The sequence below is a fragment of the Streptomyces sp. NPDC000151 genome (genome assembly GCF_040301705.1).
Lineage (GTDB): Bacteria > Actinomycetota > Actinomycetes > Streptomycetales > Streptomycetaceae > Streptomyces.
This window is the reverse complement of the sequence record NZ_JBEPFC010000052.1, coordinates 12,646-34,139: the sequence shown is the minus strand read 5'-3', so window position 1 is coordinate 34,139 and position 21,494 is coordinate 12,646. Positions and strand designations below refer to the sequence as shown.

Sequence of the window (21,494 nt, the reverse complement as noted above, 5' to 3'; positions counted from 1 at the left end):
GGGGCTCCAGGCGGCGGTGCACCGGACGGGCGGCGGCCTGCGCGTCGTGCGCAGGCCGCCGCCCGGTGGGTCAGGAGAGCGACGCGACGGCCTTGCGGACCTTGCCGGCGATCTCGGTGGGCAGCGGGGCGTAGCCCTGCTCCTTGAGGGTGGCCTGGCCGTCCTCGCTGGCGAGGTAGGTCAGGAAGGACTTGGCGGCGGGCAGCGTGTCGGCCTTGTTGCCCTTGTCGCAGGCGATCTCGTACGTCACCAGCGTGATCGGGTACGCGCCCTCGGCCTTGGACTTGTAGTTCAGCTCCAGGGCCAGGTCGTTGCCCTCGCCGACCTGCTTGGCCTCGGAGATGGCCTTGGAGGCGTTGTCGACGTTGGCCTCGACGGGCTTCTGGGCGCCGGTGTTCAGCTTGGCCGTGTCGATCTTGCCGGCCGTCGCGTAGGACAGCTCGAAGTACGAGATCGCGCCGCTGGTCTGCTTGACCTGCGAGGAGACGCCGGCCGAGCCGGAGGCCGCCTGGCCGCCCTTGCCCTCCCAGGTCTTCGCGGGCTCGTGCGGCCACGCCTTGGGCGCGGCGCCCTTGAGGTACTTGGTGAAGTTGTCGGTCGTGCCGGAGTCGTCCGAGCGGTGGAACGCCTGGATCTTCAGGTCCGGCAGCTTGACGCCCGGGTTGAGCTTCTTGATCGCCGGGTCGTTCCAGTTCTTGATCTTCGAGTCGAAGATCTTGCCGAGGGTCTCGGCGTCCAGCACGAGGTTGTCCACGCCCGGGACGTTGTAGCCGACCGCGATCGGGCCGCCGACCATCGGCAGGTTGATCGCCTCGCCGCCCTTGCAGATCTTCTTGGACTTGGCGACCTCTTCGGGCTTGAGCGCCGAGTCGGAGCCGGCGAAGGCGGTCTGGCCCTGCAGGAAGGTGGTGATACCGGCACCGGAGCCCGTGGGCTGGTAGTTGATCTCGGTGTCCTTGCAGGAGCCGGAGTAGTTCTGCACCCAGACGTCCATGGCGTTCTTCTGTGCCGAGGAGCCGGAGGCGAGAAGCTTGCCCTTGCCGTCGCACTTGATGTTCGCGGCCTTGGCGGACGAGGCGCCGGGACCGCCCGTGGTGTCGTCCGAGCCGCACGCCGAGAGGGCCAGGGCTCCGGAGACGGCGAGAGCGCCAACGGCGAGGGCGCGAACCCGGTTCTTGCGCTGAAGCTTCACTGTCGAGAGTTCCTTCCTGGGGCCCGCCGTGGTCAGTGGCGTGCTGGGCCGTGAAATGAATCAGATGAGGTATCCAGCTATGCGGTGCCACGTCGGCCTCCGGGCATGACGCGCACTCGGTAAGGCCGAAATTAGGCAGATCAGGTGAAGGCGCCGAAGGAGCGGAGTGAACGCGGGGTGAACCTCGGCCGTCGGATGCGTGCGTCCGGTACGGCCCGGTTCCGGATCCCGGCCACGGCCTGCGCGCCCCGGCTCCGGGGACCGGTCGCGGCCGGGATGTCCGGAAGAAGTGGTCCGCTGCCCTTCTGTATTACCGACCGGTATGGCAGCATCCGCGGACGACGCGCACGGCGATGTGACCGGAGGTGGCCCGTGAGGAGCCTGGGGGAACGGCGAAACGTGGGGCGCGGCGCGGCGCTGGCCTGCGCGGCCGTGGTGCTGTGCGCGACGGGCGCACTGGTGGGCCCGGTACCGGCGGCGTACGCCGATCCCGCGCCCGCGGGCAAGCGGGACCTGGACGAAGTACGCAAGAAGATCGACGGCCTCTACCGGCGGGCGGAGCGAGCCACCGACGCGTACAACGCCGCCAAGGAACAGGTCGAGCGCCAGCAGAAGGACATCGTGAAGCTGGCGAAGAACATCGTCAGCACCCAGCACAAACGCAAGGAATTGCAGCGGAAGGCCGGCTCGCTGGCCAGCGCGCAGTACCGCGGCGGCGGTCTGCCCGCCGAGGCGAAACTGATGCTGGACAAGGACCCCGAGGGATTCCTCGACCACGCCACGCTCGCCCGCAAGGGACAGCACGCGGTCCGCGGCGTACTGGGACAACTGGCGCGCGCGGAGAACGACTTGCAGGACTACGCCGAGGATGCCACCGAGCGCTGGGAGAAGCTGGAGAAAGAGCGGAAGAAGAAGGCCGCGGCGAAGAAGGACATCGAGCAGAAGATCGACGCGGCGGAGCGGATCGAGTCCCGGCTCCAGGCCGCGGAAAAGGCGCGGCTGAAGAAGCTGGAAGAGGACCGGGCCCGGCAGGCGCAGACGAAATGGCTGGATTCCGGAATTCTGGCGGAGACCGGCGGTACCGCGTCCGCAGCGGGCAAGAAGGCGATTTCCTACGCGACGGAACAGATCGGCAAGGATTACGTGTGGGGCGCGGAAGGCCCGGACACCTTCGACTGTTCCGGGCTGACGATGCGCGCGTGGGAATCGGCGGGTCATCCCATTCCGCGCACGTCACAGGAACAATGGCGGCAACTGCCGCACATCGACATCGAGGACATGCGCCCCGGCGATCTGATCATTTACCACGATGACGCCAGTCACGTGGCGATGTACCTGGGCGACGGCGCGATCGTGCACGCCCCGCGGCCCGGCCGCCAAGTGACCCTCGCCGGGGCCGGATCGATGCGGATCCTGGGTGTCGTACGGCCGGACGCCAAGCGCTGACCCGACGTACCGTATTGCGCTGTGTGCGCGCTGTGTCCGCGCTGTCATTCCGGCATCGGGACGGGAAAAACCCCGTCACCGTCCGGTCGCCGAGCGTGTGCCCGGGGTGATGTTCGTCATTCCGCATTTCTCCCCAGGACGGCCAAATCGCTTCCGTATCCCGGTTTATGGCCGGCCCGGCGTGTCGTCCGCCATTCCGTACGGGACCGCACTGGCGCTAAGGTCGCCTTCCAGTGCCCGGTGGCGCACCGCTCGTAGGACCAATGGCGGCGCGGAACCGGGCACGGTGGTGCGCCGGTCGGTCACCGCCGCCGCACCCTCGGGGGGAGGGAAGGAACCAGAGGACATGCCCGTACCCGGACCGCGTCAGCGCACGGCCGTGCTGCCACCGGCTGCCGGCCCGGCGAACGGCGCGCCCGAGTCCGCGCGCCCGGCGCAGGGGGAACCCGCGCGCCCGCAGGACAGCACGGGCCCGGCCGCCGCCGACGCTCCCGACACGCTCCCGGATCCGGCGCACGCGCCCGTTCCGGCCACGCCGGGTACCGGCAGCCACGGGCTGACCCTGCTGGTGATCGGCGAGGACCCCACCAGCTCCGTACCGGAGATGTCCGACGGGCAGGGCCACAAGGTCAGGGTCCGCACCGCCCGCAACCTCACCGAGGCCCAGCGGCTGCTCACCGACGACGTGCACTGCGTCCTGCTCGACCTGGCGGCCATGCCGGGCCGCGAGTCGCGGAACGGCGAGGACCGGGAGAGCCGCGCGGACGCCGGCCAGGAGCCGGCGCCGGACGAGCTGGAGCCGCTGCGCGCGGTCCTGCGGCTCGCCCCGCGCCACGCCGTGCTCGCCCTGACCGAGGAGGCGGATGCGGAGCGCGGCGCCGAGGCCGTACGCGTCGGGGCGCAGGACTACCTCTCCCGCGAGCAGCTGGACGGCGCGGTGCTCAGTCGCGTCGTGCGCTACGCCGTGGAACGCAAGCGCGCCGACCTCGCGCAGCGCCAGCTCACCGAGTCCCGGCTGCGGGCCCAGGAGAACGCCCGCCTGGAGCGCGGCCTGCTGCCCACTCCGCTGCTGGACGGCTCCGACCTGCGCTTCGCCGCCCGGTACCGGCCGGGGCGCAGCCGGGCCCTGCTCGGCGGCGACTTCTACGACACGGTCCGCACCCCGGACGGCACGGTCCACGCGATGATCGGCGACGTCTGCGGGCACGGCCCCGACGAGGCGGCCCTCGGCGTCGAACTCCGTATCGCCTGGCGCGCGTTGACCTTCGCCGGGCTGTGCGGCGACGAACTGCTCTCCACCCTCCAGCAGGTGCTGGAGAACGAGCGCGACAACGACGAGATCTTCGCGACGCTGTGCACGGTCGACATCGCGCCGGACGGGCGGAGCGCCGGGGTCTGCCTGGCGGGCCACCCGGCGCCGCTGCTGGCCCGGGCCGGCAGGCCGCCGCGGCTGCTCCCGTACGAGAGCGGCGGCCCCGCGCTCGGCCTGCTGCCGCGCGCCCGCTGGCCGCGCCATCAGGTCGAGCTGGGCGGCTCCTGGAGCCTGCTGATGTACACCGACGGCATGATCGAGGGCCGGATCGGGGACGGCAGTCAGCGCCTGGGCCAGGACGGCATGGTCGATCTCGTGGCCGCACGGATGGCGGCGGGGCTGCGTGGTGAGGCGCTGCTCGACGCCGCGGTCACCGAGGTGCGCGACCTCAACGGCGGCGAACTCACCGACGATCTCGCGGTCCTGCTGCTGGACCGCGGGGGTGCGTGAGGCGGGCTTTCCCGCCTCGTACTGCCGTCAGCGGCCGCCGTTCCACGGGCCGTAGGGGCCGTCGGAGCTGGAGCCGCCGCGGCGCGGGCCGCGGCCGCCGCCGGAGACCCGCTTGAGCGCGGGCCGGACGTCGACCATGTACACGATCGTCGCGATCAGGCCGATGACCGGCAGGAACGCCATGACCCCGAAGAGCACGTTGACCAGCGTCGCCAGGCCCAGAATGATCAGCCAGAACGGCTTGGACTGCTTGTCGGCGGCGCGGTAGGCGTCCTCGCGGCGGATGGCGGAGTCGATGAACGCGAACGCGCTGAACACCAGCAAGGCGAGCGAAATCAGCCACAGCAGATTGTTGAATCCCTGGATCAGCACGCCGTTCCACCACCCGTTGACTGTCGGACTGTCCTGGTCACCGTACCGGTAGAACGGGCCGGGCACGTCGCACGTGCCCGGCCCGCTCCCTTGCCCCGCGGCCTACTTCGCCGGCGGCGTGGTCTTCTTGGCGGTCGTCTTGCGGGCGGCCGGAGCCGGCGCCGGCTTCTTCGCCGACGCGGGCTTGGCCTCCGCCTCGGACTTGGTCTCGGTCTTGGTCTCGGCCTTGGCGGCGGCCGGCTTGGCCTCCCCGGCCTTGGCCGAATCGGTCTTGGCCGGCTCGGTCTTGACCGCGCCGGACTTCGGCTCCCGCTCGGTCTCCGGCTCGATCGCGACCGCCAGCTCCTCGACCTCGTCGGCGACCTCGCCGCGCCAGGTCTGCACGGCGCCGCGGCCGCGCTCGGCCAGCTCGTCGTAGGTCTCACGGGCCTTGACGGCGTACTCGGCCGCCCGGCCCACGCCCTGCAGCGCGAGGTCCTGGGCCTGCTCGCGGATCTTCTTCAGGTCGGTGTCCAGGGAGCCCAGCAGCTCGTACAGCTTGTCCTGGGCGTCCTTGGCCTGCTTGGAGACGCGGTCCTGCACGGCCTTGGTGTCGGTGGTGCGTACCTCCTCGAAGCGCTTGGGCGCCTCGGCGCGGAGGCGGTCCACCAGCGCCGGGACCTCCTTGAGCTTCTCGCCGGCGAGGTCGGCCGTGCCGGCCAGCGCGTACAGCGGGGTGGGGTCGGTCAGCGTCTTGCGGAGGTCGTCGGTGATGGCCATGGCGTTCTTCCTCCTGGAATCGGTTGCTCAGGTGGCGTGCGGGTCGCCGTCGGCCTCTTGGGTGCCCTTTTTGCCGTTGCCCGTACTGCCGTGCTCGTCGCTGCCGCCGTGCTCGTCGCCGCCGTGCTCGCCTTCCGGCGCGGTCCGGTCGAGGTCCAGACCCTCGGCGCGCGCGATGTCCGAGCTGTAGCCGTTCTCCTTGCGGAACGACTCGTAGATCTGCAGCAGCACCTGCTTCTGCTTCTCGTTCAGGGCCGGATCGGTCAGGATCGCGCTGTGCACTTCCAGCCCGTCCGGATCCCGCCGCTCATCGAGTATCCCGGCCTGTACATACAGGGTCTCGGCCGAGATCCGCAGGGCCTTCGCCAGCTGCTGCAGGATCTCCGCGCTCGGCTTGCGCAGCCCGCGCTCGATCTGGCTGAGGTACGGGTTGGACACCCCGGCGGCATCGGCGAGCTGCCGGAGGCTGAGCTGCGCATTGCGCCGCTGCTCCCGCAGGAACTCCCCGAGATTGCCGACGTTGAGTGATGCCATACCTCGATCCTGCACGCCATCGCTAACTATTGCAAGCACCCGCTAGCAAAAGTGTTCCACATCATGGGGCAAGGCGGGACGAGCCGCCTCGCGGGAGCCCATGTGAGGTCCGGTACAGCACGCACTGGCGAAGCGGCCCCTCGGGCACGCTCGGGTCCTCGAAGTCGTCGGCCGGGTCCCGGGTCATGCCGATCCGCCGCATCACCGCCTGGGAGCGGAGGTTGTTGACGGTCGTCGACGCGACGACCTCCGCCAGCCCGAGGGCCTCGAAGCCGAAGGCCAGGCAGGCCAGGGCGGCCTCGGTGGCGTAACCGTGACCCCACGCCGAACGCATCAAACGCCACCCGACGTCCACCCCCGCGAACGGCATGTCCTCGCCCACCACGTCCAGCCCGGCGCGGCCGATGAACTCACCGGTCTCCCGCGCCTCGAGCGCCCACCATCCAAACCCTCGCTCGTCGAACTCGCCCTGCATGAGGGCCACAGCGGCATCGCTTTGCTCCCGCGTGAGCAATCCCCCCAGGTGTTCCCGGACTTCGGGATCGGCGTTCATCGCCGCCCACGGTTCGAGGTCGGATTCCCGCCACGGGCGGAGCAGAAGACGATCGGTACGCAGTTCCGGCATGCCGCCCAGCTAACGCCCTCACGATCAGGGTGTCGATCGGTTATGCCGCGCCCACGGTGAGAAGGACAGCCTCGCGGGAGCCCATGCGTCCGGCTACGCGAAGTCGTACGCTGCCCAGTCGGTGACCGGGAGGTATCCGATGCGCTGGTAGAGGGCGTTGCTGGTGGGGTTGGCCGCGTCCGCGAACAGCACGACCTCCGTGGCGCCCGCGGCCAGCGCGGCGCGGCTCACCTCGACCGACACGGCGCCCGCGTAGCCGCGACCGCGCAGGTGGGCCGGGGTGTAGACGGGGTCCACCTGGGCCAGGCCGGCGACCGTCGGGTTCACGCCCGCCATGGAGACCGGCGTGCCGTCCGGGGCTTCCCAGAACGTATAGCGCTTGTCGGCGAAGCGGGTGCCGGCCCAGGAGCCGGCGTCGATGGAGACGGCTTCCCCGACGTCCGCGGCGAACTCACCGCACCAGCGCATGAGTTGCTCACGGTCCTGCTCGCCCTCGCCCACGAGTCGGCCCCGGCCCGCGGGGAGCGGCTCCGGCGGGGTGAGCGTGCCGAGGCGGTACAGGCGGATCCGGTTACGGAGTGCCGGCGTCGCGCCTGTGTGCCGCTGCCAGGCTTCGGCGAAGGCGGTGGCGGTGCTGTGGTCCGCGCTGACGTAGGGGAGGGAGTGCCCGAGGGCGGCCAGGTGGGTGGCGAGGGTGTCGGCCTGATCGGGGGAGAGGGGGGTGAGGCCCAGGCCGCGCGACGGGAGGCGGTGGAAGGTGGCGAGGACCTCGCCCGCTCGCTCCAGTCGGCCGAAGAGGGGGGCCTGGGCGCCGTATGCGGCCGCCCCGCGTGCGCGCAGTCTCGCGGTCACAGTCAGCGGCATGATGTGCGGGACGGGCCGCGAGCGCAGGAACTCTCCGGCTCGGGCGAGAAAGTCGTCGACGTCTTCGGTGAGGTGCCAGTCATCCGGGCGCATGGTTCATGATCTCGGATGCGCTTGCGGCGGGGGATGCGAATGTGGGGAGACGCGATGCGTCGTCGTGTCTGGTGCATCTGCGTTCTGTGCGTTCTGGGTGCCCTGGGTGCTCTCGGCGCATGACCTAGGAACGCCGCCGTCCCGCTATCGCGACGGCCGTCCCGATTGCCGCGAACAGCAGCCCGATCCCGCCGAAGATCAGCGGCAGCAGCCACAGTGAGGCGAACCCGTTGATTCGTGCGTCCTCGGGGGAATCGGCGCGGTACAGCACCTGGACCCGCTCACCCTCCTCGTACGACGGTGGGTTGGAGCCCGTCGAGCTCCGGAACGTTCTCGGCGTGCCGTCCGCCGACGTGAAATCGACCACCGGGTACGCCGCGGGCTTGTTGTTCACCTGCCGCTTGCGGGATGCGCCGCTGTGGTCGTTCCGCCACTCCAGCGCCACCACCGTGCCCCGGGCACGCTCCGCGTCCGTCAGGAACGAGACCGTCACCCCCGCCAGGATCAGCCCGATGATCAGGAACAGCGTCCCGAACGCGATCCCCCCGAACGCGACCCACCGGCCGGCGCCCCGCCCACGTACCTGAACCTGCACGACGTCCCTCTCACTTGTCACTTGTCCGGAGTGGGAGGGACGCTATCCCAGTGCCCCGGTCGCCGGGCTCCCGCGTGCTGGGCAAGGCGGTCGCTGGGCCAGGCGTGGGATGCTGGTCGCGTGACGCTATCGGACCTGGTTTCGCTCCGTCGGGCCCGTGACCTGATGGATCGCGAGTACGCGGAGCCGCTCGACGTCCCCGCGCTGGCCCGCGCGGCGCACATGTCGCCCGGCCACTTCTCCCGCAGCTTCCGCGCCGCTTTCGGGGAGACGCCGTACAGCTACCTGATGACCCGCAGGATCGAGCGGGCCAAGGCTCTGCTGCGGCGCGGCGACCTGTCGGTGACGGAGGTCTGCTTCGCGGTCGGATGTACGTCGCTGGGGTCGTTCAGCTCGCGGTTCACCGAGCTGGTGGGCGAGAGCCCGAGCGCGTACCGGGCACGCCCGCACGAGCAGGGGGCGGCCATCCCGGCCTGCGTCGCCAAGATCTTCACGCGCCCGGTCAGGAACGCGAAACCGGTCACGAATGGAGAAGCCAGGCGCGCGCCCCGCCCGTAGCGTGAGCTCCATGGACATCAACCTTTCGCAGTGCTTCATCGCCGTCGACGACCACGACAAGGCGCTCGCCTTCTACCGGGACGTGCTCGGACTCGAGGTGCGCAACGACGTCGGGTTCGAGGGCATGCGCTGGGTGACGGTCGGCTCGCCGACGCAGCCCGGCGTGGAGATCGTGCTGGAACCGCCCGCCGCCGACCCGAACGCCTCGCCGGCCGACAGACAGGCCATGGCGGAGCTGCTGGCCAAGGGCATGCTGCGCGGCGTGATCTTCTCGACCGACGACTGCGACGCCACCTTCGAGCGCATCCAGGCATCGGGCGCCGAGGTGCTGCAGGAGCCCATGGACCAGCCGTACGGGGTCCGCGACTGCGCCTTCCGCGACCCCGCGGGCAACATGCTGCGCTTCAACCAGCCCCGCACCAAGTAAGAGCCCGTGTTCACACCCGACGCCGGCGGGGCACCGCACCGACCGGCGTCGGTCCGCGATCAGAAGCCGTGCCGGTGCGGAAGCGCCCGACAGCCTGGCAGAGGGAGACACGATGAGTACGGCCAAGAGGGCCGGCGCGCAGGCGCCCGCGCCGCACGTTGCCGACAGCCACGACATGATCCGCGTGCACGGCGCGCGCGAGAACAACCTCAAGGACGTCAGCATCGAGATCCCGAAGCGGCGGCTTACGGTGTTCACCGGCGTCTCCGGCTCGGGCAAGAGCTCGCTGGTGTTCGACACGATCGCCGCGGAGTCGCAGCGGCTGATCAACGAGACGTACAGCGCCTTCGTGCAGGGCTTCATGCCGACGCTCGCGCGGCCCGAGGTCGACGTGCTCGACGGACTGACGACCGTGATCACCGTCGACCAGCAGCGGCTGGGTGCCGACCCGCGCTCCACGGTCGGCACCGCGACCGACGCCAACGCGATGCTGCGCATCCTCTTCAGCCGGCTCGGCAAGCCGCACATCGGCCCGCCCGGCGCGTACTCCTTCAACGTCGCCTCGGTGACGGCGAGCGGTGGCTACAGGGTCGACCGCGGTGCCGACAGGACCAAGACGGAGAAGGTGACCTTCAGCCGCACCGGCGGCATGTGTACGCGCTGCGAGGGCCGCGGCGCGGTCTCCGACATCGACCTCACCCAGCTCTACGACGACTCCAAGTCGCTCACCGAGGGCGCGTTCACCATCCCCGGCTGGAAGTCGGACAGTCAGTGGACCGTGCAGGTCTATGCCCAGTCCGGCTTCGTCGACCCGGACAAGCCGATCCGCGAGTACACCAAGAAGGAGATGCGGGCCTTCCTCTACGGGGAGCCGGTCAAGGTCAAGGTCAACGGTGTCAACCTCACCTACGAGGGCCTGATCCCCAAGATCCAGAAGTCGTTCCTGTCCAAGGACAAGGAGGCGATGCAGCCGCACATCCGGGCGTTCGTGGACCGGGCGGTCACCTTCGCCACCTGCCCCGAGTGCGACGGCACCCGGCTCAGCGAGGCCCCTCGGTCGTCGCGGATCGGCGAGATCAACATCGCCGACGCGTGCGCGATGCAGATCAGCGACCTGGCCGAATGGGTACGCGGTCTCGACGAGCCGTCGGTGGCGCCGCTGCTCACCGCGCTGCAGCAGAGCCTCGACTCGTTCGTGGAGATCGGCCTCGGCTACCTCTCGCTCGACCGGTCGTCGGGCACCCTGTCGGGCGGCGAGGCGCAGCGCGTCAAGATGATCCGCCACCTCGGGTCGTCGCTCACCGACGCCACCTACGTCTTCGACGAGCCCACCATCGGCCTGCACCCCCACGACATCCAGCGGATGAACAACCTGCTGCTGCGGCTGCGGGACAAGGGCAACACGGTACTGGTCGTGGAGCACAAGCCGGAGACGATCGCGATCGCCGACCACGTCGTCGACCTTGGCCCCGGCGCCGGTACCGCGGGCGGCAGCGTCTGCTTCGAGGGCACCGTCGAGGGGCTGCGGGCCGGCGGCACCGTCACCGGCCGCCACTTCGACGACCGGGCCGCCCTCAAGGAGACGGTGCGCAAGCCCACCGGCCGGCTTCCGATCCGCGGCGCGACGACGCACAACCTGCGCGACGTCGACGTCGACATCCCGCTCGGCGTACTGACCGTCATCACCGGCGTCGCGGGCTCCGGCAAGAGCTCGCTCGTACAGGGGTCGCTGGTCAAGGGGCCGGGGGCCGCCGACGAGGGCGTGGTGTCGGTCGACCAGGGCGCGATCCGCGGCTCGCGACGGAGCAACCCGGCGACGTACACCGGGCTGCTCGACCCGATCCGCAAGGCGTTCGCCAAGGCCAACGGCGTGAAGCCCGGGCTGTTCAGCGCCAACTCCGAGGGCGCCTGCCCCACCTGCAATGGCGCCGGCGTCATCTACACCGACCTGGCGATGATGGCGGGCGTCGCCACCACCTGCGAGGAGTGCGAGGGCAAGCGGTTCCAGGCGTCCGTACTGGAGTACCGCCTCGGCGGCCGCGACATCAGCGAGGTGCTCGCGATGTCGGTGACCGAGGCCGAGGAGTTCTTCGGCGCCGGCGAGGCCCGCACACCGGCCGCGCACCGCGTCCTCACCCGGCTCGCCGACGTCGGCCTGGGCTACCTCTCGCTCGGGCAGCCGCTGACCACCCTCTCCGGCGGCGAACGGCAGCGGCTCAAGCTGGCCACCCACATGGGAGACAAGGGCGGCGTCTACATCCTCGACGAGCCGACCACCGGCCTCCACCTCGCCGACGTCGAGCAGCTGCTCGGCCTGCTCGACCGGCTCGTCGACGCCGGCAAGTCGGTCATCGTCATCGAGCACCACCAGGCGGTCATGGCGCACGCCGACTGGATCATCGACCTCGGCCCCGGCGCCGGTCACGACGGCGGCCGCATCGTCTTCGAAGGCACGCCTACCGACCTCGTCGCCGCCGGTTCCACGCTCACTGGCGAGCATCTGGCGGCGTACGTCGGCGGCTCTTCGATGCGCTGAGGCGAGGCTCCCGTAACTCGTTTGCCGCCGGCGAGGGGCGGGGTGAGGATGCCGGTATGGTGCGTGGTTTTGATGAGCTGGTGGACGAGGCCGAATCCGTGTCCGTCGAGGGGTGGGACTTTTCGTGGCTGGACGGGCGGGCCACGGAGGCGCGGCCCTCGTGGGGGTATCAGCGGCTTATGGGGGAGCGGCTGGCGGGGGTGTCGGCCGCGCTGGACGTCCAGACCGGTGGGGGCGAGGTGCTCGCCGGGGCGCCGAAGCTGCCGCCGGTGATGGTGGCGACCGAGTCCTGGCCGCCGAACGTCACCAAGGCGACCCGGCTGCTGCACCCGCGCGGCGCGGTGGTCGTCGCCGATCCGGACGAGCCGCCGCTGCCGTTCGCCGACGACGCGTTCGACCTGGTGACCAGCCGGCACCCGGCGACGGTGTGGTGGGCGGAGATCGCGCGCGTACTGCGGCCAGGTGGCACGTACTTCGCGCAGCACGTGGGGCACGAGAGCGTGTTCGAGCTGGTGGAGTACTTCCTGGGACCGCAGCCCGAGGCCCGGCGGGCCCGGCACCCGGACCACGACCGGGCGGCGGCCGAGGCCGCCGGGCTGGAGATCGCCGACCTGCGGTTCGAGCGGCTGCGGATGGAGTTCTTCGACGTCGGCGCGGTCGTCTACTTCCTGCGGAAGGTGATCTGGATGGTGCCCGGCTTCACCGTCGGGCAGTACCGGGACCGGCTGCGCGAACTGCACGAGAAGATCCAGGAGGAGGGGCCGTTCATCGCCCACTCCACCCGGTTCCTGATCGAGGCGCGCAAGCCGGAGTGAGATGGTGAAGGGGGTGAAGGGGGGCGGCGGTTGACTTCGAGTGCGCTCCAACTCCTACCGTCCCTGACGTGAGCCCGAAACAGTCCTCGCCCACGGGGGACGGGGCACTTCAGGAGGTAATCGCATGACCAGCATTCCCACCCGGCAGCTCGGCGCCCTGACCGTCTCCGCGCAGGGACTGGGCTGCATGGGGATGAGCCACGGGTACGGCGCTTCGGACGACGCGCAGTCGATCGCGACCATCCACCGCGCGCTCGACCTCGGTGTGAGCCTCCTGGACACCTCCGACTTCTATGGGGCCGGGCACAACGAGGAACTGGTCGGACGGGCCGTCGCCGACCGCCGCGACCGCGCCGTGATCGCCACGAAGTTCGGCTTCGCCAACAAGCTCGGCGAGCCGACCGCGATCCGGGGCGACGCCGCGTACGTACACCAGGCGTGCGACGCCTCGCTGCGCCGGCTCGGCGTCGACCACATCGACCTGTACTACCAGCACCGCGTCGACCCCGAGGTGCCGATCGAGGAGACGGTCGGGGCGATGGCGGAGCTGGTCGCGGCCGGCAAGGTGCGGCACCTCGGGCTGTCCGAGGCGGGCGCGGAGACGATCCGGCGGGCGCACGCGGTGCATCCGATCGCCGCGCTGCAGAGCGAGTGGTCGCTGTGGACGCGGGATCTGGAGGAGGAGATCGCGCCGGTCTGCCGGGAGCTGGGCATCGGGGTCGTGCCGTTCTCGCCGCTCGGCCGCGGGTTCCTCACCGGGCAGTACAGGTCCGTGGAAAGCCTGGCGGAGGGCGACGTACGCCGTACGCAGCCGCGCTTCGCCGACGGCAACCTGGAGCGCAACCTCGCCATCGTCGAGCAGCTGCACGAGCTGGCCGCCGAGAAGGGCATCACGGCCGGGCAGCTGGCGCTGGCGTGGGTGCAGCACCGCGGCGCGGACGTCGTGCCGATCCCGGGCACCCGCCGCGAGAAGTACCTGCTGGAGAACGTCGCGGCGGTCGCCATCGGGCTGTCCGCCGACGAGCTGGCCGCCATCGACGCGGTGGCGCCGGCCGAGGCGGTGGCCGGTACCCGGTACGACGAGACGAGCCTGACCTTCGTGAACCGCTGACCCGACGGTGACGGGGTTGTCCACAACCCCGGAGTTGTCCACAGGTCCGCTCGCCCCGCGCCGTACCGCCGTAAAGTCGGAGACATGAGTGAGGACGAGGGGAGCGTGCGGATCGACAGCTGGATCTGGTCCGTGCGGCTCATGAAGACACGGTCGATGGCGGCCACGGCGTGCCGGGGCGGGCACGTACGGGTCAACGGCGAGCGCGTGAAGGCGGCGCACGGCCTGCGGACCGGCGACGAGGTGCGACTGCGGCACGCCGGGCGGGAGCGGGTCGTGGTGGTGAAGCGGCTCGTGAAGAAGCGGGTCGGGGCACCGGTCGCGGTCGAGTGCTACGTCGACAACAGCCCGCCCCCGCCGCCGCGCGAGATCGCCGTGCAGGTCCCGATCCGCGACCGCGGCGCGGGCCGCCCGACCAAGCGCGACCGCCGGGAGATGGAACGACTGTGGTCCCGGCAGGAGGGCCCCGGCGAGCCGCCTCGCGGGTGATCATCGAGCCTCACCCCCCATTCGCCGCCAGCCAAGTGGGGTCCGGGGCGATGAGTTGGAGTACTTCGATCAGGGTGCCTTCCGGGCTGCGGACGTTGAAGCGGCGCTGGCCCCACGGCTCGTCGCGGAGCGGATTGGTGATCGGGACGCCCCGTTCGCGCAGCGTGGCCTCTTCGGCGGCCGCGTCCGCGACGAGGAAGGCGAGGCAGAGTCCCGCGGTGTCCTGGGTGCGGAAGCCCTCCGGCATGGACTCGTGGCCGCGCTGGACGAAGTCCAGTACGTACGCGGGGTGTTCGGGGTGGTGCAGGCTGGCGTACCAGCCCAGGTCGGCGACCTGGGTGAAGCCGAAGTGTTCGGTGTAGAAGCGGCTGCTGGCGGCGGTGTCGTCGGTCAGTACGGCGATGCCCAGCTTCTCGAAGCGCATGGGTTCCCCTCCCTGTTGGCGGCCGTGCGCCGCTAACCACTCTATGTGTAGTACGTTGGGTGTAGTGGTTGCAAGGGAGTAAGGCGAGGAGGCTGTCGGTGGTGCGCAATCCGGAGCGGCGTACGGCGCTGGTGGACGCGGCGATCGAGGTGCTGGCGCGGGACGGTGCGCGCGGGCTGACGTTCCGCGCCGTGGACGCGGAGGCGGCCGTGCCGAAGGGTACGGCGTCCAATTACTTCGCCAGCAGGGACGAGCTGCTGGCGCAGGTCACCGGGCAGATCCACCAGCGCATCGCGCCGGACCCGGACGAGGTCGCCGAGGTCATGACGGCGCCGCGCGGGCGCGAGCTGGTGACCGAGCTGATGGGGTGGATCAACCGCAGGGTGAGTGCGAACCGCACCGGTTACCTGGCGATGCTCGAACTGCGCCTGGAGGCCACCCGGCGGCCCGAGCTGCGGGAAGAGCTGACCGCCACCATGCGCGGCGCGCTGGAGGACGATCTCCGCTTCCACAGTGAGGGCGGGCTGCCGGGCGACCGTACGGCCGTGCTGCTGATGTATCTCACGATGACCGGGCTGATGCTGGAGCAGCTCACGCTGCCGGGCGTGGTGCCGGCCGAGGAGGCGGACGGGCTGATCGCCGCCCTGGTCGACCGGGTGATCCCGGCCGGGCCCTCCTGAGACCGGATCCCCGGATCCCCGGATCCCCGGATCCCCGGATCCCCGGATCCCCGGATCCCCGGAGTCCCGGATCCCCGGAGTCCCGGATCCCCGGAGTCCCGGGTTCCCGGATTCCCGGATCCCCGGATCCCCGGGGTCCTTGGGGTCCCCGGACCCCCGGATTCCCTGGTCAGGCGTACGCCCACTGCCTCACGCGGGAGTTACGACGGGAGCGTACGCCAAGCAGCTCACCGCTCCTCGAACAGCTCCAGCAGTTCCTTCTTTTCGAACATGCGGGCCGTGTCCACCGCGGACGGTGAGCCCGCTGCCGGGTCCGCGCCGTGGCTCAGGAGGAGTCGTACGATCGCGTCCTCGCCCTTGAAGACCGCGCCCGCGATCGGGGTCTGGCCGCGTTCGTTGGCGCGGTCGGCGTCCGCGCCGCGCTGGAGCAGGGCTTCGACGGTCGCGACGTGGCCGTGGTACGCGGCCAGCATGAGGAGCGAATCGCCCTTGTCGTTGGTGAGGTTGGCGGGCACCCCGGCGTCGACGTACGCGGCGACCGTGTCGGTGTCGCCCTGCCGGGCCAGGTCGAAGACCTTGGCCGCCAGCTGCAGCACCTCGGGGTCGTGCGCGTGCTCGATCGACTCGGGCCCCTGTGCGCCTGGTGTCGTCTCGCTCATGCTGTCGGCCTCCTGCTCTCGTGGTGTGCGCCTGCACCCGCCACTTTATGCAGGCCACGGCCGTTGACGACGGTACGCCTCAGAAGGTGTCCGGGCACCACGGCCGGCGCGCCGTCCGCAGCAGCGCGTCCGCGGTGGCGAGCGTGCCCGGCCGGTCCTCCTGGATCCGGCCGAGCGCCGCGAGCCGCGTGGCGGACTCGTCGCCGAGGTAGAGCACGGCCAGCTCCCGGGCGTCCAGGGTGAGGTCGGCGGAGCGGGTGGTGCGCGTGCAGGTGGCGCCTTCGGGCCCGGCGTCGAGGTGGTACCGGCCCGCGGCGTACCCATCCGCGTCCCGCACCTCCAGGACCAGTGACCCGGATCCGCCGTACGTACGCGCCGCCAGCAGCCGCGGTACGTCCAGCGGCCGCAGCCACAGGTAGTCGGCGTGCGCCTCGACGCTCGCGGCGCGCGGGTCGCCGAGCAGCAGCGGCACCAGGTCGTCGGGGGCGCGGTGCCCGGTCTTCACGTGCAGGATCCAGTCGATCGAGCAGAGGAAGTGCCACAGGGCCCGCTCGGCCTCGGGAGTGATGGCGAGCAACTTCTGGACCTGGACGGTCTGTTCGGGCCGCTTGTGTTCCCAGCGGTCGTCGCTGGTGTACGTGACCAGGCCCTCGACCTCGCCGGACGGGGAGCGGTACACCGCGTGGTACGGCTCCTTCCACTCCAGCGCGGGCCACTGGACGTCGCCGGTCGCCTGCCGCCACCAGCGCTCGCCGCGCGTGACCGCGCCGGGCTGCCGGGCGCGGAAGCGGTCGTGCAGGACGGGGCCGAGGGCGCGCACCTCCTCGGGGGTCGCGAAATCCACCCGGGCGCCGTCCTGCGGGCCCGCGTACCGGGAGTCGAGCCGGGCGCGGGCCACGTCGATGCGCCACTCCGTGAACCACGTGGCGGGGCCGAAGCCGTACCGCCCGTAGATCGGGTACTCGGCGGCGATCAGCGAGGCCACCACCTCGCCGCGCTCCCGCGCCGCCGCCATGTCCTCGGCCATCATGCGGCTGAGCAGACCGCGGCGGCGGTGCGTGGGGGAGACGGTCACCTGCGACACGGCGCAGGTGGGCACTCGCGCGCCGCCCACGACGGTCAGCTCCTGCGGGAAGCTGCGGAAGGTCGCGACGCAGCGCCCGCCGTCGAACGCGCCCTGTGTACGGGTGAGATCGGTGCCGCCGCGGCGGAACTCGATCTCTTCCTTGGTCACCCCCGGCGGCTGGAGGAAGCCGGTGGCCATCGCCTCCATCCAGCCGGGGAACTCGTCCTCGCTGACCGTGCGCACCTCAAGACCCATGTCCGTACCGTAGGCGCGTGTCTGACGGGTTGTCGCCCGGATTATCGGCGAGCGCGAGGCTGTGGATCAGCCGCCCGTGAGGCCGTGCCCGAGGTCAGGGCCCGAGCCACGGACGGTCAGAACGCCGCCGCCCGGATTTCCCCCACCCGCTCGGCGCCGCCCAGGAGGGGGACGTCCGCGATGCGGTCGAGTACCGGGGCGTCGACGCCCATCAGGCGCAGCGTGCGGGCCAGGACCGGGCCGAGCGTGCGGGTCGCGCCGTCGTCGATCTTGAAGGCGAGCGCGCGGCCGTCGGGCAGCGCCAGCGCCTGTACGGCCTCCGCGCCCATCTTGGACAGCACGCCGGGGAGCTCGCGCATCAGCCAGGTGTCGGGGCGGCGGGTGCCGGCGACGTACTCCGGGTGGGCGCGCATGGCGTCCGCGACCCGGCGCTCGGGCGTGCCGGGCTCCGCCACGACGAAGTGCCGGTAGGAGCGGGCCAGGCCGGTCAGCGAGAGCGCCATCAGGGGCGCGCCGCAGCCGTCCGTGCCGATGTGGTCGACGGCCTCGCCGCTCGCGTCCCGTACGGCCTGCAGGACCAGCTGCTGGAGCGGGTGGTGCTGGTCGAGGTAGCTCTCCAGCGGCCAGCCGTTCGCGGCGCAGACGGCGAGCATCGCGGTGTGCTTGCCGGAGCAGTTCATGGTCAGCCGGTCGCGGACCTTGCCGGCCGCCAGGTAGTTCTCCGCCTCGGTGGGGTCCAGCGGCAGGTCGGGCGGGGTCTGCAGCTGCTCGGGGGAGAGGCCGTGCTCGGCGAGCATCTTCTGGACGAGATCGAGGTGAAAGCTTTCTCCGGAGTGGCTCGCGGCGGCCAGGGCCAGCCGCTCGCCGGAGAGGTCCAGGCCGGCCCGGAGGATCGCGGCGGCCTGCATCGGCTTGTTCGTCGAGCGCGGGAAGACCGGTGAGGAGATGTCGCCGAGGGCCAGGTCCACGCTGCCGTCGGCGGCCAGGACGACCAGCGAGCCGCGGTGCACGCCCTCGACGAAGCCGGACCGGACGACCTCGGCGAGCACGGGGGAGACGGGCGCCTGGGCGGGCCCGCCCGCTCCCGGCCCGTCCGGCGTGGCGCCGGATACGGGTCCCTTCGGCGTGGCGCCGGACATCGGCCCCTCGGGCGAGGTGTCGGATATCGGCGCGTCCGCGCCGGATATCGGTCCGGTGGACGCGGGCGTGGGCTCGGCGGCGGAGGAGGAGGTCATCGCGGGCCTTCCGGGGACGGGTCACGGACCGCCTCCTCCGCGGGCCGGTGGCCTCCGCGTCAGGAGAGCAGGTCGTCTACTTGCGCTTCCCCTTCACGGTACCTGCGGGCGATCTCCGCGCTGCAATCGTCCGCCGTGCGCTGCAGCGACTGGCGGCGCAGCGAGACCTGCCGCTCGTACTGCACGAGCCGGGCCATCGCCTCCCGCAGCTCGGCGTCCGTCCGTGCGCCCAGGTCGGACAGCTCGACCTCGCCGAGCATGTCCTCGGCCAGCCGGCGGTACTCCTCGCTGTGCGGCGTCCCGACCGTCACGTGCCGGGCCGAGGAGCGGTGCCGCGACGGCTCGTCCGTGAGGATCTCCGGCAGCCGGTCCAGGACCGTGGTCTGGGGCGCGGCCCGCCGGGCCGCCTCGGCGCGCAGGATGTCGATCCGGCCCTGGAGCAGCCGTCGTACGTAGCTGAGGTCGGCCTCCTCCTGCTGCGCGTCCCGGCGCAGCTTGCGGATCTCGGGCAGGCCGAGCCCCGAGAGGTCGGGCCGGGGGGCCGGACGGAAGCGGTCGCGCTGCAGCGGAGGGCGGGGCTGTGCCGGGCCTGCGGGGAGCATGGGGCCATCCTCTGTGCGGTCACCGGCCCCGGCCGGGCGCCCGGGCGAGGGCGCCGGCTCGGGCCGGGACGTGGACGTCGTCGTCGGCGGAGGCAGGGGCCCGCTCGCGGACGCTGCCGCGGCCCCTTGGGTGGATGTACGGGCAAATGGTACGGAACCGGAGGGTGTCTGCCCGGCGCCGGCGGTGCTCATGCGTATGTCCGTCCCCTCGTGCGGTGCGGTCCCGGAGCCGTGTGGTCCCGCGCACCTCGTGCAGGCATCGTGCCACTGAGGGTGGTGCGCGCGCAGGGTCATCGGCCCGCGAACGGTCCGTGTGGGGGTACGTCGTGCGGCCTCGTTGGGCTGTCCGGGTGGTACGGGGCGCCGCACCCCGTGGGGTGGCCTGGGGTGGCGCCCGGCATCATGGCGGTATGCGAGCAGTGGTGCAGAGGGTGAACGGCGCACGCGTCGACGTGGCGGGCGAGACGGTCGGCGAGGTCGTGGGGGAGGGGCTGTGCGTCCTGGTCGGCGTGACGCACGACGACACCCCGGAGAAGGCCGCGCAGCTGGCACGCAAGCTGTGGTCGGTGCGCATCCTCGACGGCGAGAAGTCGTGCTCGGACACGGGCGCGGGGCTGCTGGTGATCAGCCAGTTCACGCTGTACGGGGACGCCCGGAAGGGGCGCCGCCCCACCTGGAACGCGGCTGCCCCGGGGGCCGTTGCCGAGCCGCTCGTCGACGAGGTCGTCGCGCAGCTTCGGGCGCTCGGCGCGCACGTGGAAACGGGCCGCTTCGGCGCGGACATGAAGGTGTCCTTGACGAACGACGGCCCGTTCACGGTGCTGGTCGAGGTCTGAAAGCCCGTTGTCCTCAATCGCCGGACGGGCTGGTTTTTACGGCTCGACCACGATCTCCTGGGCCGCCGCCGTGCCGTCCGCCATCAGCTCCGCGTCCACCGGGACGTTGCGCTTCACCAGGGCCAGCGCGATCGGCCCGAGCTCGTAATGCCGGGCGGAGGTCGTGACGAAGCCGAGCTGACGCCCGTCCGGACCGTCCGACGCCAGTCGGACAGCCGCGCCGTGCCCCGGCAGCTTCACCTCGCTGCCGTCCAGGTGCAGGAAGACCAGCCGGCGCGGCGGCTTCCCCAGGTTGTGGACCCGGGCGACGGTCTCCTGGCCGCGGTAGCAGCCCTTCTGCAGGTGCACGGCCGTGCCGAGCCAGCCCAGCTCGTGCGGGATGGTGCGGTGGTCGGTCTCCAGGCCGAGCCGCGGCCGGTGCGCCTCGACGCGCAGCGCCTCCAGGGCCAGTACGCCGATCGCGGGGCCGTGCGCGGCGGCGAAGCCCTCCAGGGAGGCGCGCGGCAGGAAGAGGTCGCGGCCGTGCGGCGTCTCGCGGACGGCGGCGGCGTCCCCGGGCGTCTTGGCGATGGAGCCGGCCGGCAGGTGCACGACGGCGATCTCGTCCGTGCGGTCGGCGGCCTCGACCCGGTAGAAGAACTTCATGCTCTCGAGGTAACCGAGCAGCGCTTCCTGGGTGCCCGGCTCGGTGTGCAGCCAGGTCGTCTCGCCGTCGTCGACGAGGTAGACGGCGTGCTCGATGTGGCCGTTGGCGGAGAGGATCAGCGCCTCGGTGGCGTGGCCGGGCGCCAGCTCGCTGACGTGCTGGGTGAGCAGCAGGTGCAGCCAGGTCAGCCGTTCGGGGCCGGAGACGGTCAGTACGCCGCGGTGCGAGAGGTCCACGAAGCCGGCGCCGTCGGCGAGGGCGCGTTGCTCGCGGAAGAGGTCGCCGTAGTGCGCGGCGACGCCTTCGTCGGGGGCCTCGGCGGGGACGGCACCGGGCAGCGACAGCAGGGGGCTGGCTTCTGAGGGACGTGGCATGAGTACCAGCCTACGACCCGGTACTACCGGAGGGTCGGCCCGCTCGCCCCGGACGTCAGCCCGCGTCCGTACCGTCCGACTCGGCGGCCCGCGCCGCGGCGTCCGCCGCCTTCGCCGTGCACTTCCTGCACCGGCCGAAGATCGCGAAGTGCTTGAGGTCGGTGTCGAAGCCGAACTGCTCGCGCAGCGTCTCCGTGAAGGGCGCCGCCACCGAGAGATCGGCCTCGATCACGTCCGTGCAGTCCCGGCACACCAGGTGGATGTGGTGGTGCCGGTCGGCGAGGTGGTACGTGGGCGCGCCGTGCCCGAGGTGGGCGTGGCTGACCAGCCCCAGCTCCTCCAGCAGCTCCAGGGTGCGGTAGACCGTGGAGATGTTGACGCCGCCCGCCGTCCTGCGCACCTCGGTGAGGATCTCGTCGGGCGTGGCGTGCTCCAGCCGGTCCACCGCCTCCAGCACGAGCTGCCGCTGGGGGGTCAGACGGTATCCGCGCTTGCGGAGGTCGCTCTGCCAGTCGGTGGTCACCACGCCCCCAGTGTAG

At 71.5% G+C, this 21,494-nt stretch carries 24 protein-coding genes; 10 read left to right on the top strand and 14 right to left on the bottom strand.

The window, feature by feature from the left end:
• Nucleotides 1–70: 70 nt before the first annotated feature.
• Nucleotides 71–1,192: a phosphate ABC transporter substrate-binding protein PstS gene (gene pstS, locus ABT381_RS17045; protein WP_351594227.1), complete on the bottom strand. Its 1,122-nt coding sequence runs from the start codon at nt 1,190–1,192 to the stop codon at nt 71–73.
• A gap of 399 nt (nt 1,193–1,591) precedes the next feature.
• Here pstS and ABT381_RS17040 point away from each other — a divergent pair, with 399 nt between their 5' ends.
• A complete protein-coding gene (locus tag ABT381_RS17040; RefSeq protein ID WP_502965709.1) occupies nt 1,592–2,638 on the top strand; it encodes a C40 family peptidase in 1,047 nt (348 codons plus the stop codon).
• 346 nt (nt 2,639–2,984) lie between these two features.
• Entirely contained in the window at nt 2,985–4,400 is a 1,416-nt protein-coding gene (locus ABT381_RS17035) for a PP2C family protein-serine/threonine phosphatase (RefSeq protein WP_351594225.1), read from the top strand.
• Nucleotides 4,401–4,427: 27 nt separating this feature from the next.
• On the opposite strand, the gene ABT381_RS17030 is transcribed toward ABT381_RS17035, so the two are convergent.
• From ABT381_RS17030 to ABT381_RS17005, 6 genes are all read right to left on the bottom strand, one after another.
• Entirely contained in the window at nt 4,428–4,772 is a 345-nt protein-coding gene (locus ABT381_RS17030; protein ID WP_351594222.1) for a DUF2516 family protein, read from the bottom strand.
• A 102-nt stretch (nt 4,773–4,874) separates the two neighbouring features.
• Nucleotides 4,875–5,531, bottom strand: a complete 657-nt coding sequence (locus tag ABT381_RS17025; protein WP_351594219.1) for a hypothetical protein — start codon at nt 5,529–5,531, stop codon at nt 4,875–4,877.
• 27 nt (nt 5,532–5,558) lie between these two features.
• On the bottom strand, nt 5,559–6,065 hold the full coding sequence (locus ABT381_RS17020) for a helix-turn-helix domain-containing protein (RefSeq protein WP_351594216.1): 507 nt from the start codon (nt 6,063–6,065) through the stop codon (nt 5,559–5,561).
• A 61-nt stretch (nt 6,066–6,126) separates the two neighbouring features.
• Nucleotides 6,127–6,690, bottom strand: coding sequence for a GNAT family N-acetyltransferase (locus ABT381_RS17015; RefSeq protein ID WP_351594213.1), 564 nt, complete (start codon nt 6,688–6,690; stop codon nt 6,127–6,129).
• Between the two features lie 93 nt (nt 6,691–6,783).
• Nucleotides 6,784–7,647 carry a GNAT family N-acetyltransferase gene (locus ABT381_RS17010; protein ID WP_351594210.1) on the bottom strand — a complete coding sequence of 288 codons (864 nt, stop codon included), beginning with the start codon at nt 7,645–7,647 and terminating at the stop codon, nt 6,784–6,786.
• A gap of 124 nt (nt 7,648–7,771) precedes the next feature.
• Complete coding sequence (locus ABT381_RS17005; RefSeq protein ID WP_351594207.1) at nt 7,772–8,242, bottom strand: DUF3592 domain-containing protein; 471 nt, start codon at nt 8,240–8,242, stop codon at nt 7,772–7,774.
• 120 nt (nt 8,243–8,362) lie between these two features.
• On the opposite strand from ABT381_RS17005, the gene ABT381_RS17000 reads away from it, so the two are divergent.
• The 6 genes from ABT381_RS17000 to ABT381_RS16975 all read left to right on the top strand — a co-directional run bounded on the left by ABT381_RS17000 (nt 8,363) and on the right by ABT381_RS16975 (nt 14,178).
• Entirely contained in the window at nt 8,363–8,800 is a 438-nt protein-coding gene (locus ABT381_RS17000; RefSeq protein WP_351594204.1) for a helix-turn-helix domain-containing protein, read from the top strand.
• A gap of 10 nt (nt 8,801–8,810) precedes the next feature.
• Nucleotides 8,811–9,227: a VOC family protein gene (locus ABT381_RS16995; protein ID WP_351594201.1), complete on the top strand. Its 417-nt coding sequence runs from the start codon at nt 8,811–8,813 to the stop codon at nt 9,225–9,227.
• Between the two features lie 112 nt (nt 9,228–9,339).
• A complete protein-coding gene (locus ABT381_RS16990; protein WP_351594198.1) occupies nt 9,340–11,763 on the top strand; it encodes an ATP-binding cassette domain-containing protein in 2,424 nt (807 codons plus the stop codon).
• A gap of 56 nt (nt 11,764–11,819) precedes the next feature.
• Nucleotides 11,820–12,578 (top strand): class I SAM-dependent methyltransferase, encoded by a 759-nt coding sequence (locus ABT381_RS16985; protein WP_351594195.1) that lies wholly within the window; start codon nt 11,820–11,822, stop codon nt 12,576–12,578.
• 124 nt (nt 12,579–12,702) lie between these two features.
• On the top strand, nt 12,703–13,689 hold the full coding sequence (locus tag ABT381_RS16980; protein WP_351594192.1) for an aldo/keto reductase: 987 nt from the start codon (nt 12,703–12,705) through the stop codon (nt 13,687–13,689).
• Nucleotides 13,690–13,773: 84 nt separating this feature from the next.
• Entirely contained in the window at nt 13,774–14,178 is a 405-nt protein-coding gene (locus ABT381_RS16975; protein ID WP_351594189.1) for an RNA-binding S4 domain-containing protein, read from the top strand.
• A gap of 10 nt (nt 14,179–14,188) precedes the next feature.
• Here the strand turns inward: ABT381_RS16975 and ABT381_RS16970 are convergent, their stop codons facing one another.
• A complete protein-coding gene (locus ABT381_RS16970; RefSeq protein ID WP_351594186.1) occupies nt 14,189–14,602 on the bottom strand; it encodes a VOC family protein in 414 nt (137 codons plus the stop codon).
• A gap of 98 nt (nt 14,603–14,700) precedes the next feature.
• Between ABT381_RS16970 and ABT381_RS16965 the strand changes: the two genes are divergently transcribed.
• A complete protein-coding gene (locus ABT381_RS16965) occupies nt 14,701–15,282 on the top strand; it encodes a TetR/AcrR family transcriptional regulator (RefSeq protein WP_351594184.1) in 582 nt (193 codons plus the stop codon).
• A gap of 227 nt (nt 15,283–15,509) precedes the next feature.
• Here the strand turns inward: ABT381_RS16965 and ABT381_RS16960 are convergent, their stop codons facing one another.
• The 4 genes from ABT381_RS16960 to ABT381_RS16945 all read right to left on the bottom strand — a co-directional run bounded on the left by ABT381_RS16960 (nt 15,510) and on the right by ABT381_RS16945 (nt 19,099).
• Nucleotides 15,510–15,941 (bottom strand): ankyrin repeat domain-containing protein, encoded by a 432-nt coding sequence (locus ABT381_RS16960; protein WP_351594182.1) that lies wholly within the window; start codon nt 15,939–15,941, stop codon nt 15,510–15,512.
• A gap of 79 nt (nt 15,942–16,020) precedes the next feature.
• On the bottom strand, nt 16,021–17,262 hold the full coding sequence (locus ABT381_RS16955; protein WP_351594180.1) for a GNAT family N-acetyltransferase: 1,242 nt from the start codon (nt 17,260–17,262) through the stop codon (nt 16,021–16,023).
• 116 nt (nt 17,263–17,378) lie between these two features.
• Nucleotides 17,379–18,401, bottom strand: coding sequence for an asparaginase (locus ABT381_RS16950; RefSeq protein ID WP_467754476.1), 1,023 nt, complete (start codon nt 18,399–18,401; stop codon nt 17,379–17,381).
• 155 nt (nt 18,402–18,556) lie between these two features.
• Nucleotides 18,557–19,099, bottom strand: a complete 543-nt coding sequence (locus ABT381_RS16945) for an RsiG family protein (RefSeq protein ID WP_351594174.1) — start codon at nt 19,097–19,099, stop codon at nt 18,557–18,559.
• 410 nt (nt 19,100–19,509) lie between these two features.
• Here ABT381_RS16945 and dtd point away from each other — a divergent pair, with 410 nt between their 5' ends.
• A complete protein-coding gene (dtd, locus tag ABT381_RS16940; protein WP_351594171.1) occupies nt 19,510–19,935 on the top strand; it encodes a D-aminoacyl-tRNA deacylase in 426 nt (141 codons plus the stop codon).
• A 36-nt stretch (nt 19,936–19,971) separates the two neighbouring features.
• Here the strand turns inward: dtd and ygfZ are convergent, their stop codons facing one another.
• Together ygfZ and ABT381_RS16930 are read right to left on the bottom strand one after the other, a co-directional pair.
• Complete coding sequence (gene ygfZ / locus ABT381_RS16935; protein ID WP_351594168.1) at nt 19,972–20,955, bottom strand: CAF17-like 4Fe-4S cluster assembly/insertion protein YgfZ; 984 nt, start codon at nt 20,953–20,955, stop codon at nt 19,972–19,974.
• 55 nt (nt 20,956–21,010) lie between these two features.
• Nucleotides 21,011–21,481 carry a Fur family transcriptional regulator gene (locus ABT381_RS16930; protein ID WP_351594165.1) on the bottom strand — a complete coding sequence of 157 codons (471 nt, stop codon included), beginning with the start codon at nt 21,479–21,481 and terminating at the stop codon, nt 21,011–21,013.
• Nucleotides 21,482–21,494: the final 13 nt, after the last annotated feature.

What these genes read in the sequence shown, in the direction of transcription:
- ABT381_RS17035 (WP_351594225.1), top strand. Translation starts at nt 2,985, where the DNA reads ATGCCCGTACCCGGACCGCGTCAGCGCACGGCCGTGCTGCCACCGGCT.
- ABT381_RS17025 (WP_351594219.1), bottom strand. Translation starts at nt 5,531, where the DNA reads ATGGCCATCACCGACGACCTCCGCAAGACGCTGACCGACCCCACCCCG.
- ABT381_RS17020 (WP_351594216.1), bottom strand. Translation starts at nt 6,065, where the DNA reads ATGGCATCACTCAACGTCGGCAATCTCGGGGAGTTCCTGCGGGAGCAG.
- ABT381_RS17015 (WP_351594213.1), bottom strand. Translation starts at nt 6,690, where the DNA reads ATGCCGGAACTGCGTACCGATCGTCTTCTGCTCCGCCCGTGGCGGGAA.
- ABT381_RS17010 (WP_351594210.1), bottom strand. Translation starts at nt 7,647, where the DNA reads ATGCGCCCGGATGACTGGCACCTCACCGAAGACGTCGACGACTTTCTC.
- ABT381_RS16995 (WP_351594201.1), top strand. Translation starts at nt 8,811, where the DNA reads ATGGACATCAACCTTTCGCAGTGCTTCATCGCCGTCGACGACCACGAC.
- ABT381_RS16990 (WP_351594198.1), top strand. Translation starts at nt 9,340, where the DNA reads ATGAGTACGGCCAAGAGGGCCGGCGCGCAGGCGCCCGCGCCGCACGTT.
- ABT381_RS16985 (WP_351594195.1), top strand. Translation starts at nt 11,820, where the DNA reads ATGGTGCGTGGTTTTGATGAGCTGGTGGACGAGGCCGAATCCGTGTCC.
- ABT381_RS16980 (WP_351594192.1), top strand. Translation starts at nt 12,703, where the DNA reads ATGACCAGCATTCCCACCCGGCAGCTCGGCGCCCTGACCGTCTCCGCG.
- ABT381_RS16975 (WP_351594189.1), top strand. Translation starts at nt 13,774, where the DNA reads ATGAGTGAGGACGAGGGGAGCGTGCGGATCGACAGCTGGATCTGGTCC.
- ABT381_RS16970 (WP_351594186.1), bottom strand. Translation starts at nt 14,602, where the DNA reads ATGCGCTTCGAGAAGCTGGGCATCGCCGTACTGACCGACGACACCGCC.
- ABT381_RS16960 (WP_351594182.1), bottom strand. Translation starts at nt 15,941, where the DNA reads ATGAGCGAGACGACACCAGGCGCACAGGGGCCCGAGTCGATCGAGCAC.
- ABT381_RS16955 (WP_351594180.1), bottom strand. Translation starts at nt 17,262, where the DNA reads ATGGGTCTTGAGGTGCGCACGGTCAGCGAGGACGAGTTCCCCGGCTGG.
- ABT381_RS16950 (WP_467754476.1), bottom strand. Translation starts at nt 18,401, where the DNA reads ATGTCCGGCGCCACGCCGAAGGGACCCGTATCCGGCGCCACGCCGGAC.
- ABT381_RS16945 (WP_351594174.1), bottom strand. Translation starts at nt 19,099, where the DNA reads ATGCTCCCCGCAGGCCCGGCACAGCCCCGCCCTCCGCTGCAGCGCGAC.
- dtd (WP_351594171.1), top strand. Translation starts at nt 19,510, where the DNA reads ATGCGAGCAGTGGTGCAGAGGGTGAACGGCGCACGCGTCGACGTGGCG.
- ygfZ (WP_351594168.1), bottom strand. Translation starts at nt 20,955, where the DNA reads ATGCCACGTCCCTCAGAAGCCAGCCCCCTGCTGTCGCTGCCCGGTGCC.